The organism is Leucobacter weissii (assembly GCF_017565745.1).
Taxonomy (GTDB): Bacteria; Actinomycetota; Actinomycetes; order Actinomycetales; family Microbacteriaceae; genus Leucobacter; species Leucobacter weissii.
In genome coordinates this window covers 144,959-158,633 of sequence record NZ_JAGDYM010000011.1, presented here as the reverse complement: position 1 = coordinate 158,633, position 13,675 = coordinate 144,959, and the positions used below count along the sequence as shown (strand labels likewise).

The window sequence follows — 13,675 nt, the reverse complement described above, 5'->3', positions numbered from 1 at the left end:
AGTGGTCCCTTCATGCCCCTTCACGCCCCGCAAAGGGCGATTCGGGTCTACACCCGGACGGCGGAAGGGAGAGGGAATACCGGGAGGAGGGGAAGGGGGAAGGAAAGGAAAGGAGGGGGAAGGGCGCAAGGACGCAGGAGGGGCGGGCGCGCAGGAGAGGGAGGGAAGACGGGAAGTGCCCGGGCTCAGCAGCAGCGCGAGCCCGGGTTGCGATCCTGATCCGCGTACCGCTGCCGCCAGAACTCCCGCTCGCTCATCACGGGTTCGCCGGGGTGAGCGGCCCGATGGTGATCGGCGTAGGTCCGGTAGGCGTGGTCGCCCATCAGCGTGGTCAGGTACCAGCGGACGCCGCGCCCGGCGCGCAGGATCATCCCGCCCAGCGCCCGCGTCGTCCCGCGCGGCGCGGGCGCGGCATCCGACTGGTCCGTCATCTTCTCAGTATCCCGTCTCGGAGGAGCGCTCCCGGCCTCACGGGGCACCGACGCGCTCGGCCCACTCCTTCTCGATCTCCTTCTCGCGCCTCGTGGCGAGGAACCCGCCCGGGGCGAAGCGACGGGACACCACCGCAGGATCCTCGGTGTCCTCGCCGCCGCCGGCCCGGATCGCCTTCACCGTGACGATGAGGGAGACCGCGATCACGATGATGGCCAGCAGCACGAACACGATCGACAGGGTGCCCTGCACGCCGGTGTTCCGGATGACCGCCTCGAGCACCTCCGGTTCGCCGAGCGTGGTATCGCCGGCAGCGAGCGCATCCCGGTAGCGGAAGTGGTTCGCCCAGTAGCCGATCGCGGGGACCGGAGAGAAGATCTTGTAGGCGGACGCGGTGATCGTCACGACGGCGGTGAAGGCCAGCGGCAGGCCGACGATCCACAGCCACTTGATGTAGCTGCGCCCGCGCTTGGCGACGATCGCCAGCACGACCGCGAGCGCGATGGCCGCGAGCAGCTGGTTCGCGATGCCGAACAGCGGGAAGAAGGTGTTGATGCCGCCGAGCGGATCGGTCACGCCGAGGATCAGGATGTAGCCCCAGCCCGCGACCATGATCGCGGTGCACAGCCAGACGCCGGGGCGCCAGGTGACGTCGCGGAACTTGGGCACGAAGGTGCCGATCGCGTCCTGCAGCATGAAGCGCGCGACCCGGGTGCCGGCGTCGACCGCGGTGAGGATGAAGAGCGCCTCGAACATGATCGCGAAGTGGTACCAGAACGCCATCAGCGCCCCGCCGTCGATCGAGCTCATGATGTGCGCGATGCCGAGCGCCAGGGTCGGCGCGCCGCCCGTGCGCGAGACGATGCTCTCCTCCCCCACGGAGGCCGCGGTGTGCGCGAGCAGTTCGGGCGTGACGTTGACCCCGCTCAGGCCGAGGGAGTTGACGAAGGCGACCGCGCCCTCGATGGTGCCGCCCGTCGCGGCGGCGGGCGAGTTCATGGCGTAGTAGATGCCCTGGTCGATGGAGATCGCGGCGACGAGCGCCATGATCGCGACGAACGACTCCATGAGCATGCCGCCGTAGCCGATGAAGCGGGTCTGGCGCTCCTTCTCGACGAGCTTCGGCGTGGTGCCCGACGAGATGAGCGCGTGGAAGCCCGATAGCGCGCCGCAGGCGATCGTCACGAAGAGGAACGGGAACAGCGGGCCGGCCCAGACCGGGCCGAGACCGGTCGACGCGAAGTCCGTGAACGCCGGCACGTGGATCTCCGGGCGCACCAGCACGATGGCGCCGGCGAGCATCACGATCACGCCGATCTTCATGAACGTCGAGAGGTAGTCGCGCGGGGCGAGCAGCAGCCAGACGGGCAGCACCGCGGCGACGACGCCGTAGATGATGATGCCCCAGGCGATGGTCGTGCGGTCGAGGTGGAAGACCTCGGCGCCCCACGGGGTGTCGGCGATCCAGCCGCCCGCGATGATCGCCGCCAGCAGCAGCACGAAGCCGATGATCGACACCTCGGTGATCCGGCCGGGACGCAGGTAGCGGAGGTACACGCCCATGAACAGCGCGATCGGGATCGTCATCGCGACGCTGAAGACGCCCCAGGGGCTCTCGCCCAGCGCGTTGACCACGACGAGAGCGAGGATCGCGACGATGATGATCATGATGAGCAGCGAGGCGATGATGGCCGCCGTGCCGCCGATGCGGCCGAGCTCGTCGCGCGCCATCTGGCCGATCGAGCGGCCGCCGCGACGCATCGAGAAGAACAGCACCAGGTAGTCCTGCACCGCGCCCGCGAGGACGACGCCCACGATGATCCAGATGGTGCCGGGGAGGAAGCCCATCTGCGCCGCGAGCACGGGGCCGACGAGCGGGCCGGCGCCGGCGATGGCGGCGAAGTGGTGCCCGTAGAGCACGCGGCGGTCGGTGGGCACGTGGTCCTTGCCGTCCTGCTTGCGCTCGGCCGGGGTGGCCCGGAGGTCGTTCGGCCGGGTGATGTAGCGCTCGATCACCTTCGAGTAGAAGCGGTAGCCGATCAGATAGGTCGCGACCGCGGCGAAGACGAACCAGATGGCGTTGACGGTCTCGCCCCGGACGATCGCGAGCATCGTCCAGGCGACGCCGCCGAGGAGGGCGATCACCACCCAGAGGATGATCTTGGGGATGCTCCACTTGGCGTCGCGACGGCGTTCCTTGTCGGAGAGCGCGACCGGCGGGAGATCGGGGTCCTGGACGAGTACGGTGCCCTCGGGCTCATCCCGCGAGGAGTCTGTAGGAGCAGACGACATCGGATCCTCCTTGTGTGCGTCGTTGCATGACCCCTGCGAATATGCCTCCTTCCCGAACGAAGCGCACCCCGGCGGCCGTTGCGACGCGACGGACGGCATGATCCGCGCGACGAACGGCACACACGGGGCGCCTCGCCTGTGGTTCGCGGTGCGGCTAGCGGATCCTCACCTTGCGGCTCTTGGCGTTCACCGGATCGACGTAGGCGTTCCCGAGGTAGCGCACTTTCACCGTGACCGGCTTCTTGGAGCGCATCTTCTTCGGCAGCGTCACGGTGACCCGTCCCGCGGCGTTCACCGTCTTCGTCACCGAACGCTTGCCGACCGTGATCCGCACCTTGGCGGCCGGAGAGATCTTGCTCGTCACCCGAACCAGCGCCTGCGTGCGCTTCGTCTTGCCGATCGTGCGCGTGCGCGTCGTGAACGTCGCCCTCGCGCTCGCCTTCCGCACCCGCACGGCCGACGACATCACCGCCGCATCGTGCAGGCCGGCGCGCTGCAGCTTCACCTCGACCGTCACGCGCTTGCCCACATCGGCCCGTTGCAGCACGTAACGCGACGAGGTCGCGCCCGCGATCGCCCGCCCCTCGCGCTTCCACTGATAGCTCACGCGCGTGGCCGCCGGCTGCTGGCCCGACACCCTCGCCGTCAGTGCCTCCCCCGCACGCGCGGTCCCGGCGATCGTCGCTTTGCCCAGCGCACTGAACTCGCCCAGCACGGTCGACGTGAACTCGTACGTGTCGAAGTTGCCGGCCTCGTCGCGCACGACGACCGTGATCGTGTGCTCCCCCGGGCCGAGATCGCCGAGCACCAGCGTCCCGCTGCCGGGATCCGCGCCCTCGGCGTCGCCGCAGGCCACATGCCGCACGGGCCCAGAGCCCGTCTTGACGTAGCAGTCGGCCCCGACGATGGGCCTGCCCGACGGCGTGTCGACCGACAGGCTGATCAGGCCGCTCGACTCGTGGAGCACCGGGTCCGAGATCTGCGGCGGCACGGTGCCGCCGGTCACGGTGAAGAGGTACTTGCTGCGCGCGGTCCCCTCCCCGGGCAGCCAGGCCTCCACACGGAAGCTGGTGCCCCGCACCCCGTCCGGGAGGAGACGGTGCAGCGGCATCGACGGCAGCGCCTCGTCCCCTCCGGCGGAGGCTGTCACCAGCGCGGCGTAGGAGTCGCAGAGCTGATCCTGCTGCCCGGTCGTGTTGTTCTGGATCCAGAAGCAGATCTGCCCGTCGTAGGGCTCCTCCTCCTCATCGGCCACCCCGCCGAGCACGTCGACCAGCAGCTCGGGCACGTAGGGGTTCGCGTGGAAGAGGTTCGTGTCGGGATACGCCTCGTTGTCGGCCGCGGCGTCGTAGAGCAGGGGGATGCGCTTCTCGTCGATCGCCGGCACCACCTCGACGACGAGGCGGAAGGCGTTGCGCACCACCTCGCCCGAGGCGTTCGACTGCACCGTGACGATTCGTTCGGTGACCCCGATCTCGTTCGCCGTCAGCCTGCCCCAATAGCCGATCTCCCACTGCCCGTCGCGCGACACGACCGACAGCTGCCCCTTGCCGCCGAGCAGTTGCAGCGTCTGATTGCTCTGACCGTTGCCCCACACGAAGCCCAGCCCGTCACCGGGCGATCCGGAGGTCGCGAGCGGTGCGTCGCCCGCGGCGAGGCGCGCGATCGCCGTGGTGCCTTCGGTCTCGATGGGGATCTGGAGGTGCGCCGTCTGATTGTCGGTCCAGGTCAGCTTGGCGGAGGCCGCGGCTCCCGCCTCGAGCGGCTCGATCGCGAAGCGCTTCGGGCTCTCGACCCGGAGCGAACGGGTGAGCGACACGCCCCAGCTGTTCGTCACCGTCACCGTCACCGGTTGGGAGAGGTCGGTGTCGGGGTGCAGCGCGTGCGTCAGCTGCGACCGTATGGAGGAGTGGTCGGAGGTGTTGACCGTGGCGCAGTCGAGGCCGCCGCCGCAGGGCAGCCGCAGCGCGGCGCTCGGCGCCGTCTCCTCGCTCTCGCGCTTCGGCCAGACGACCTCGACGTCGAACTCGTCCTCGGGCACCGATGCGCCGAGCTGCAGCTCCAGTTCGATCTCGTCGTTGCCGTTGTCGTGCAGCACGACCGTCGGCGCGTCGATGTCGGGGGTGGCCACGTTGAAGATGACCTCGCCGTAGACCGGATCCCCGGCCCCGTCGACCCGGGTCATCTTCACCTCGGCCCGGTATGCGCCGGGCCGGTCCGGCACGAAGCCCTTGCGGAAGCCGGTGAACTCGATGGGCGCGCTCACGCCCGGCGCGTACACCTTCCACTCGTAGCGGAACGTGTCGTCGTCCTCGAAGAGATCGGGACGGTAGCGACCCTGCCCATCGATCGGATTCGCCCCGAAGAACACCGAGCGGTCGGGCAGGAAGACCCCGCCGACAGAGGGCGTGATCTTCGCCTCCGTCGACTCGGGCGGCAGCACCCGCAGCAGGGCGCTGCTGCCGTCGGCGAGCCTGACGTTGAGGGCACCGACTCTCGCCCCGGTCTCGAACGTCCCGTCGGCTGCGCTGCCGGCCGTCACGAAACCGCCGCGCCGCACCTCCGGCGTCGCTTCGTCCGTCCACCAGAGCCGCGAGGCGATGCGCGCCGCCTGCGTTGCGCTGGTGAAGCGGGTGTCGACGTATTCGAAGGAGGTCATCGGAGTCCAGGCACCGCCGTTCGTGCGGGAGAGCAGCCAGCCGTCGCGGAACTTCAGTTCCTGCGTGCCGCGTCCGTGCGGCAGGCGCAGCTGCACCACGTCCGCCTCCTGGCCGTTGACGGTCCAGCGGTAGTCCGTGAACACGCCCGTGCTGCCGGAGACGTCCCACAGCGCGGGATCCGCGCGCACCGTTCCGCTCGTGTCGACGAACGCCTTCGTGTAGAGCAGCCCGCTGATGCGGTCGCGCGCCTCCGCCTGCGTGTGCACGGGAGGATTCTGCTGGAAGTGCTCGAACTCGGCGAGGTTCTCCTCGAAGTCGACGCTCGCCCTGGCGATGCGTTCGAGATCGAGATCGAGGCCGGTGTCTCCGTCCGAGGCGGCCATCTCGCTGAGGGTCGGCCCGACCGCCTGCTCAAGGGCGAACTGCTTCGACGCCAGGACGATCATTCCGATCGCCAGCACCGCGATGGCGACGGGGCCGGTGGCCAGGGAGATGCTGGCGAAGCTCGCCCCGGAGGCGCCCGTGACCGCGCTCGCGGTGAGTGCGTGCGGCGCGATCGCCCCCACCAGCGTCGTCGAGATCGCCGCGCTGGAGCCGACGATCGCGCCGGACACCGCCGCGCTCACCGCTGCCGCGCCGAAGGAGACCCCGGAGGCCGTGGCTATCCACTCCATGCGTGCTTTCTCCGCGAAAGCCGCATTCTTCGTGAGTTCATCGAGACCGGATTCCTCCTGCGCACGATACGCGCCCCAGGCGAGGAAGCTCTCGATGCTCGGCACCGGCGGCCCCCAGAACAGTTGGGCGAGTCGGGTCATGCACCATCTCGTCACCGACGACGAGAGACGCACCGCGTCGGAGGCCGGCACCGATGCCGGTGCCGAGGGAGGGTTGTAGGTGCACGGGCTCGCGGTGAAGGCCTTGTACTCCTGCAGGGCCCGCGCCGCGGCCCTGCCCGACGAGTCGGAGAGCTGATGGACGATGTACGTCAGCGCCTTCTCCTCCTGGCCGGTGAGCGGGACGCCGTAGACGTAGCGGGTCATGATGTTCTGCAGTTCCGAGACGACGTGCGAGACGATCTGCGGCTTCGCGTACTTCCGGATCCGATCGTCGGCCGGCAGGTCGTAGGTGATCCGCAGCGCCTCTTCAGCGCGCGGCACGAGCCAGCCGAGCGCCGCCTCGGCCTCGGGATCGGCGAACACGTCGCTCACCCCGGCGACCGGGTTCGGGTTCCAGATCGTCAGCGGCTCCTGGATCGTCTGACCGGTGCAGGCGCTCCCTCCGACGCTCAGACCGGAACTCCCCGTCCCGGCGATCCGGAGCCCCTGTCCACAGGCTGCCACGTCTACCGTGTGGTTGAGGCTCTGGCTCTCATTGATCACTCCCCCCTTGAGCACGATGGTGGAGAGGACGGCATTTCGGAAAGGGTTCTCGCCCGAGGAGAGGAGGTTCCCGTCGATGACGACCGGGAAGTCGATCTCGGTGGTCTCGGTGGTCGTGTTGTCGTCCTCGAAGACCTCGCCACCGGTCCCCTGCTCCTCGTCGTCCGCGAGCGCCGGAGCCGCGGGCAGCCCGGTGACGAGCAGCGCCGCCACCAGCACTCCCGCGAGCGCCCGCCCGGCGGTCCGCGCCGAACGAAGTACGGGGCGCGACCAGAACCGGCGCGCGCCATTCGAAACGGCCGCGAGATCTCTCGACGCCATGATTCCCCCAAGGTGTGAACGAACGATGCTCCCTCATTAAAACAGCATCCACACCGCTTCGTCACCTAAAAAGAGAAAATTATCTCATTTTTTTGACCACTCCTGCCGTGTCCGCCCGGGCCGAGGCGCTCGACGAATCCACCTCCCCTGCGCACCGGTGGACCCGCGACTGTAACACTACGCAAACGACTTCGCGCTCGCCTCAAATAATGTATACGGTCGTGTACATGAAAACCGTCACCCCCGCCTCGCGCCTCTCCGCCATCACCGCCGCGCTCACCGGCGCGGCGCTGCTCCTCACCGCCTGCGCCTCGCCCAGCCAGAGCGACGAGAACGCCGACACCGGCGCCCTCGTCGTCGACACCGCGACCGCGCCCTCGACCTTCGACCCCGCCATCGCCTGCAACCTCGTCGACATCAGCCTGCTCTCCGACCTCTACCAGACGCTCGTCACCTACGAGGTGGACGACTCCGATCCCTCGGCCGCGGTGCAGGATCAGAACGAGATCGTGCCGGCGCTCGCCGAGGAGTGGGAGGTGAGCGACGACGGGCTGACCTACACCTTCACCCTGCAGGAGGGCGTCGAATTCCCGAGCGGCGCGCCGGTCGACGCCGAGGCGGTGCTCTACTCGTGGAACCGCGCCTTCGACCTCGGCGGGTGCGGTGCCTACTTCCTCTCCTCAGGCAAGTCCGAGAGCCCCATCGACGAGATCACCGCTCCCGACGATCGCACGGTGGTGGTCACGCTGACCGAGCGCGCCAACAACTTCCTGCCCGCGCTCACGAACGTCAACACCGGGATCATCGACCGGACCGTGCTCGAGGCCGAGGGCGGGGACACCGCCGAGGATCAGAGCACCTGGCTCGCGACCCACTCCGCGGGCAGCGGCCCCTACACGCTCGAGAGCTACAGCGCGGGCGAACGAGCGGTCTACACGGCGAACCCCGCGTACTCCGGCTCCGCGCCGATCAGCGACCGGGTCGAGATCAACTTCATCTCCGACGACGCCTCCCTGCTGCTCCGGGCCCGCAACTCGACGGCCGACGTCACCCTGGGGTTGAGCAAGCAGGCCGTGAGCTCGCTGGAGGGCGACGAGAACGTCCGCATCGTGTCGACCCCCGCGCCGCAGTGGACCAAGTTCGACTTCCCGCTCGCGCACGCCCCCTTCGACGACGTGCGCGTGCGCGAGGCGCTCTCCTACGCCGTGCCCTACCAGGAGATCCTCGACAAGGTGGCCTTCGGGTACGGGGCGACCTACTTCGGGCCCTACCCCCCGGAGTTCAGCGCCTACGACGAGACGATCGGCGCCCCGCGCGAGGAGGACCTGGCCCGCGCCCGGGAGCTGCTCGACGAGGCGGGCATCGACACCCCGGTCGAGCTGCCCGTCTACATCCGGTCGGGCCAGACCGATCAGGAGAACGTCGCGACCATCCTGCAGAGCGCCTGGAAGGATCTGGGGATCGAACTCGACGTGCAGATCCTCACGGCCTCCGCCTACCAGGAGGCGATCAGCTCCGACGTGGTCGACTACGCGCTGATCGGCACCGACGGCCCGGCGGTCGTCGACCCCGAGTGGCTGCTCAGCTACGACTACACGAGCAACGAGGCGGCGAACGACCTGCTCGCCGAAGCCGCGGACACCGCGGACGAGGCCGCGCGGCAGGAGCTCTGGAACGAGATCGCGGAGCTCTGGATCGCGGACGTGCCGCGCATCCCCCTCTACGCGCAGGACGACGTCGTCGTGGTCGGAGCGGATCTGAGCAGCTTCGCCTCCGGCCAGAGCAACACCCTGTTCCACCTGTGGGGCAAGTGAGCGCCCTCGGTGACGGCGACCTCGACCACGTGGTCGTCGTCACCGGCTCCCTGCGGGCGGCCGCGGATCGCATCGCGGCCGCCGTCGGCGTGCGCCCGGCGTTCGGCGGGCGGCATCCGGGCAACGGATCCGCCAATCTGATCCTCGCGCTCACCGGTGCCGGCGGCGGGGCCTACCTCGAGGTGCTCGGTCCGGACCCCGAAGAGACGCGCGACCTCCCTCCCGAGCGGACCTTCTTCGGCATCGACCTCCGACGGGAACCGGTTCCGGGCCGCGTGCTCACGTGGGCCAGGCGCTCGGACGACATCGAGGCGGAGGCGGCACGCATCCGTGCGACGGGCATCGAGGTCGGCCGGGTCCAGTCGCTCGGCCGCCGCCGGGACGACGGGACGGAGTTGCGCTGGCGCCTCACCCGGGCTCCCGAACCGCAGTTCGGCGGCGCCTTCCCGTTCCTCATCGACTGGGGCGGCGCACCGCATCCGTCCGCCGACGCGCCGCCGGTGCGACTGATCGCCCTCCACGCCGACGTCGCCGAGACGGAGCGGCTCGCGGCTCGCTCGGCGGGCGTCGCCCTCCCCCCGGCGGGCGGCGCCGGCTCGCCGCTCTCCGTGACCATCGCGGGCCCCGGCGGCTCGCTGACCCTGTAAGACCCCGCTGGCCCAGCAAGACCGAGACCCGAACGAGGAGAGCGCCCACGATGACCCGCCCCCGCCTGCATTTCAACGCCTTCGTGCAGATCGTCCCGTCGCACCATCGCATGGGACTCTGGTCGCGCGAATCCGAGCACCCGATGGACTTCAACCGCTTCGACACCTGGCAGGACATCGCGCAGACGCTCGAGCGCGGCCGGTTCGACGGACTGTTCATCGCCGACCACCTCGGCATCCACCACGGCTACCAGGGGTCGATGGCCACCAACGTGCGCGAGGGGATCTGCTTCCCGGACAACGACGCCATCCTGATCGCCGCGGCGCTCTCGGGCGTCACCGAGCACCTCGGCCTCATCTTCACCAGCTCGATCTTCCAGAACCACCCGTTCGAGCTGGCGCGACTCTCCAGCACCCTCGACCACCTGAGCGGCGGGCGGGCGGGCTGGAACCTCGTCACCTCCTCCCTGCCGAACGCGTTCCGCAACCTCGGGCACGACGGGGTGGTGGAGCACGACGAGCGCTATCGGCGCTCCGAGGAGTTCCTCGAGGTGCTCTACAAGCTCTGGGAGGGATCGTGGGACGACGGCGCGGTCGTGAAGCGCGACGGGGTCTACGCCGACCCGACGAGGATCCACCGGATCAATCACGTCGGCGAGCAGTTCTCGGTGGAGGGCCCCCATCTCTCCGAGCCTTCGCCGCAGGTCTCGCCGTTCCTGTTCCTGGCCGGCGTCTCCACGGCCGCCCAGCGGGTCGCCGGGAGGCGCGCGGAGGCCGCCACGATCGTCAGCTCCGGGCCCGACGCTGCGGCTCGGATCGTCGAGTCGGTCCGCTCGCACGCGGTCTCCGCGGGCCGGGATCCCGGGGATGTGAAGATCTTCAACGGGCTGAAGTTCGTGATCGGGTCGACCGAGGCGGAGGCTGAGCGGAAGCATCGGGAGCTGCTCGACCGGGAGTCGACCGACGCCAGGCTCGCCTTCGCGAGCGGCGTGTTCGGCGTGGATCTCGGGGGCCTGGATCCCGACGCGCCCCTCACGGCCTATCCGAGCACCGCGCACTTCGCCGAGGCGCCGGTCTTCCGCGGCGTCGAGGGGCAGGCTCCGGCGACGATCCGCGATCTCGCCTTCCTCGGCGAGGCGCACCCGCTCGTGGGCACGCCGGAGCGGCTGGCGGATGAGCTCGAGCGCTGGCAGGACGCCGGCATCGACGGCATCAACGTCGAGGACTACCAGTTCCACGGCGGCTACCGCGATTTCGTCGATCATCTGATCCCCGTGCTGCAGGATCGCGGCCTCGCCCAGCGCGACTACGCGCCGGGCACGTTCCGTGAGAAGATCTTCGGCGCAGGGTCGCACCGGCTGAACCCCCGGCATTTCGGGGCGCAGTTCCGCGGCGCCTTCACCGACAACGATCTGACGGAGGGCTTCTGATGACCGCTTCCGACGCGTGGGAGCGCTGGCGCGCGGATCGGCTCGCCGATCTCAACGCGCTGCTCGGCGATGCGACGCTGGTCTCGACCACCTGGCTGGGCGAGGGCTGGGTCCCCCTCCCCGACGCGCCGGGGGAATGGCGAATCGACGCCGCGGGGCGCATCCGTCACCGCCCCGGCCTGGCCGCCGCGCGCTTCGACCCGAGCGCGGAGGCGCCTCCAGCCGACGAGCCCGAGGACGCCGGGCTGGTCCTGCCCGGGACCTTCACGGCGCGCTTCGACGGGCGGGCCGTGACTCCCGTGCGATGGCCGGGCATCGGCAGCGCGCTGCGGGTCTGGGACGCCGCGGCGGGAGACGTCGCCCGGGTCGACGCATTCTCCTACGACCCCGAGTGGCGGCTGTCCGGGGCGTTCTCCCCCGAGCGCGCGGGCCTCGACTACGAGTATCTCGGTCACGGCGGGCGCGTGGAGCGGCGGGAGACCGTCGGGCGGGCCCTGATCTCCATCGGCGGCGAGGAGTACCGCATCGTCGTGACCGAGGGCGCCCGCGGCTTCGAGACGGTGTTCGCCGACGCCACGAACGGTGCCGAGACCTATGCGCGGGGCCGGTTCGCACCGGTGGAGCTCGACGCCGAGGGTCGGGCGGTGATCGACTTCAACCGCGCGTTCCTGCCGCCCTGTGCCTTCTCGGACGCGTTCGACTGCCCGCTCGCGCCGCCGCAGAACCGCATCACGGTGCCCGTCCGCGCCGGAGAGACCGCCGTTGTCCGCGGTTAGCGCCTCGGCCGATCCCGCGACCGGAGGAGACGGGTCGCGGGGCGGTCGACGGCGCTCGGGCCCGGCCCGCGCGCTGCTGCGGGATCCGTCCGCGATCGTCTGCCTCTCGGTCCTCGGCCTGTTCGCCGTCGCGGCGGTCCTCGGCGTCACGCTGTGGAGCGACCGGGCCTTCGCCACCTCGATCGCCGACTCCTACCTCCCGCCGTCGCCGTCGCACCCGATGGGCACGGATGCGGAGGGCAGGGATCTGCTCGCCCGAGTGCTCTACGGCAGCGCGATCTCCCTCGGGGCATCGCTCTCGATCACCGTGATCGCCGGTGCCGTCGGAAGCGCGCTCGGCCTGATCGCCGGGCTGGCCCGGGGCGCGACCGACACGCTGATCCTCCGCGCGCTCGACTCGCTGCTCGCGTTTCCGACCATCGTGCTCGCGATCTGCGTCTCGATCGGCCTCGGCGCGGGGATCGGCAGCGCGATCGTCGGCATCGCGCTCTCCTGCGTGCCCTACTACGGCCGCCTGATCCGCAGCGATGTGGTCCGCATCACCGCGCAGCCGTTCGTGGAGTCGGCGCTCGCGCTGGGCTCCACCAGGCGTCACGTGGTGCTGCGCCACGTGCTGCCGCACACGGTGCCGACGCTGCTCGTGCAGTCCGCCTCCGTCCTGGGGGCCGGCGCGGTCATGCTCGCGGGCCTGAGCTTCCTCGGCCTCGGCGCCTCGCTGCCGACCCCGGAATGGGGCGCGATGATCACCGCCGGCATCGGCGTCTCGCTGACCGGGCAATGGTGGGTCGTCCTGTTCCCCGGCCTGGCTCTCGTGGTGTTCGCGGCGTCGGCCCACCTGCTCTCCGAGCGCATCCGCGCCCTCTCCTCGGTGGGAGGGCGCGCGTGACCGCCGCCGTTCTCCGAGTGGCGGGCCGGATCGGAGCCGCGCTCGTCGCCCTGCTCGGCGCCTCCCTCATCTCGTTCGTGTTCCTCCGGGCGCTTCCCTCCAATCCCGCGCGGCTGATCCTGGGCCGCTTCGCCTCGGACGAGGCGATCGCCGATCTGGAGCGGGAGCTGGGGCTCCATCTTCCGCCCTGGCAGCAGTACCTGCAGTACATCGGCGACTTCGTCACCGGCGACTGGGGGCACTCCTACGCCGCGGGGGTGCCGGTGCGGGAGCTGCTGCTGTCGCGCCTCCCCGCCTCGCTCGAACTCGGCCTCTTCGCCTTCACCGGCGCGCTCGTGGGCGCGGCCCTGACCGCCCTGCTGGTGAGCTATCGCCGCCGGAAGTGGCTCGACCGCACGGTGCAGGGCGGGACCGCGGTCGGGCTCGGCATGCCGGAGTTCTGGCTGGCGACCCTGCTGCTGGTCGTGTTCAGCGAACGGCTCGGCTGGTTCCCGCTGCCCGAGGGACGCCTCAGCCAGGGCGCGGCGCCGCCGCCCGAGGTGACGGGCTTCACCACCGTCGACGCGATCCTGAGCGGCGATGCGCCGCTCTTCCTCGACGCCCTGCACCACCTGATCCTGCCCGCGATCGCGCTCGGCCTGTTCTCCTACTGCTATCTCACCCGGCTCCTGCGCTCGAACCTGCTGGAGGTGGCCCATCAGCCCTACCTGCTGGTGCATCAGGCGTTCGGCCGTACCCGCTGGAGCGCCTTCTGGCGCTCGGGACTGCCGAACGCGATGGGATCCACGATCGCGGCGGCGGGCATCACCCTGGGGCAGCTGGTCGCCGGCGCCGTGCTCGTCGAGTCGGTCTTCCAGTGGCCCGGCATCGGCTCGCTGATCGTCACCGGCATCCAGACGCAGGACTACTCCGTCGTGCAGTCCTTCATCCTGCTCACCGCCGCGGGCTACATCGCCATCAACCTGATCGCCGACCTGATCGTGTCCCGCCTCGACCCGCGTTCCGCCCAGGCGGTCGTGCGAATGGGGATGTGATGAG

The 13,675-nt window shown here is 70.2% G+C and carries 9 protein-coding genes; 6 read left to right on the top strand and 3 right to left on the bottom strand.

Translation table 11 applies throughout. The features are described from left to right. Nucleotides 1-185: 185 nt before the first annotated feature. From J4H92_RS10580 to J4H92_RS10570, 3 genes are all read right to left on the bottom strand, one after another. Entirely contained in the window at nucleotides 186-431 is a 246-nt protein-coding gene (locus J4H92_RS10580) for a YbdD/YjiX family protein (protein ID WP_208098155.1), read from the bottom strand. Between the two features lie 37 nt (nucleotides 432-468). Further along, nucleotides 469-2,724: a carbon starvation CstA family protein gene (locus tag J4H92_RS10575; RefSeq protein ID WP_208098154.1), complete on the bottom strand. Its 2,256-nt coding sequence runs from the start codon at nucleotides 2,722-2,724 to the stop codon at nucleotides 469-471. Nucleotides 2,725-2,878: 154 nt separating this feature from the next. Beyond that, nucleotides 2,879-7,084, bottom strand: coding sequence for a hypothetical protein (locus J4H92_RS10570; protein ID WP_208098153.1), 4,206 nt, complete (start codon nucleotides 7,082-7,084; stop codon nucleotides 2,879-2,881). A 227-nt stretch (nucleotides 7,085-7,311) separates the two neighbouring features. On the opposite strand from J4H92_RS10570, the gene J4H92_RS10565 reads away from it, so the two are divergent. The 6 genes from J4H92_RS10565 to J4H92_RS10540 are packed head-to-tail and all read left to right on the top strand — an operon-like array spanning nucleotide 7,312 to nucleotide 13,671. Beyond that, nucleotides 7,312-8,898 carry an ABC transporter substrate-binding protein gene (locus J4H92_RS10565; protein WP_208098152.1) on the top strand — a complete coding sequence of 529 codons (1,587 nt, stop codon included), beginning with the start codon at nucleotides 7,312-7,314 and terminating at the stop codon, nucleotides 8,896-8,898. Continuing rightward, nucleotides 8,895-9,545, top strand: coding sequence for a VOC family protein (locus tag J4H92_RS10560; protein ID WP_208098151.1), 651 nt, complete (start codon nucleotides 8,895-8,897; stop codon nucleotides 9,543-9,545). Before J4H92_RS10565 ends, J4H92_RS10560 begins: the two co-directional genes overlap by 4 nt. A 50-nt stretch (nucleotides 9,546-9,595) precedes the next feature. Next, nucleotides 9,596-10,975, top strand: a complete 1,380-nt coding sequence (locus J4H92_RS10555) for an NtaA/DmoA family FMN-dependent monooxygenase (protein ID WP_208098150.1) — start codon at nucleotides 9,596-9,598, stop codon at nucleotides 10,973-10,975. Further along, on the top strand, nucleotides 10,975-11,751 hold the full coding sequence (locus tag J4H92_RS10550) for a DUF1684 domain-containing protein (protein ID WP_208098149.1): 777 nt from the start codon (nucleotides 10,975-10,977) through the stop codon (nucleotides 11,749-11,751). The genes J4H92_RS10555 and J4H92_RS10550 overlap by 1 nt, the downstream gene beginning before the upstream one ends. Then, nucleotides 11,738-12,637, top strand: coding sequence for an ABC transporter permease (locus J4H92_RS10545; protein ID WP_208098148.1), 900 nt, complete (start codon nucleotides 11,738-11,740; stop codon nucleotides 12,635-12,637). The genes J4H92_RS10550 and J4H92_RS10545 overlap by 14 nt, the downstream gene beginning before the upstream one ends. Then, nucleotides 12,634-13,671, top strand: coding sequence for an ABC transporter permease subunit (locus J4H92_RS10540; protein ID WP_208098147.1), 1,038 nt, complete (start codon nucleotides 12,634-12,636; stop codon nucleotides 13,669-13,671). The genes J4H92_RS10545 and J4H92_RS10540 overlap by 4 nt, the downstream gene beginning before the upstream one ends. The last annotated feature ends 4 nt before the right edge of the window (nucleotides 13,672-13,675 follow it).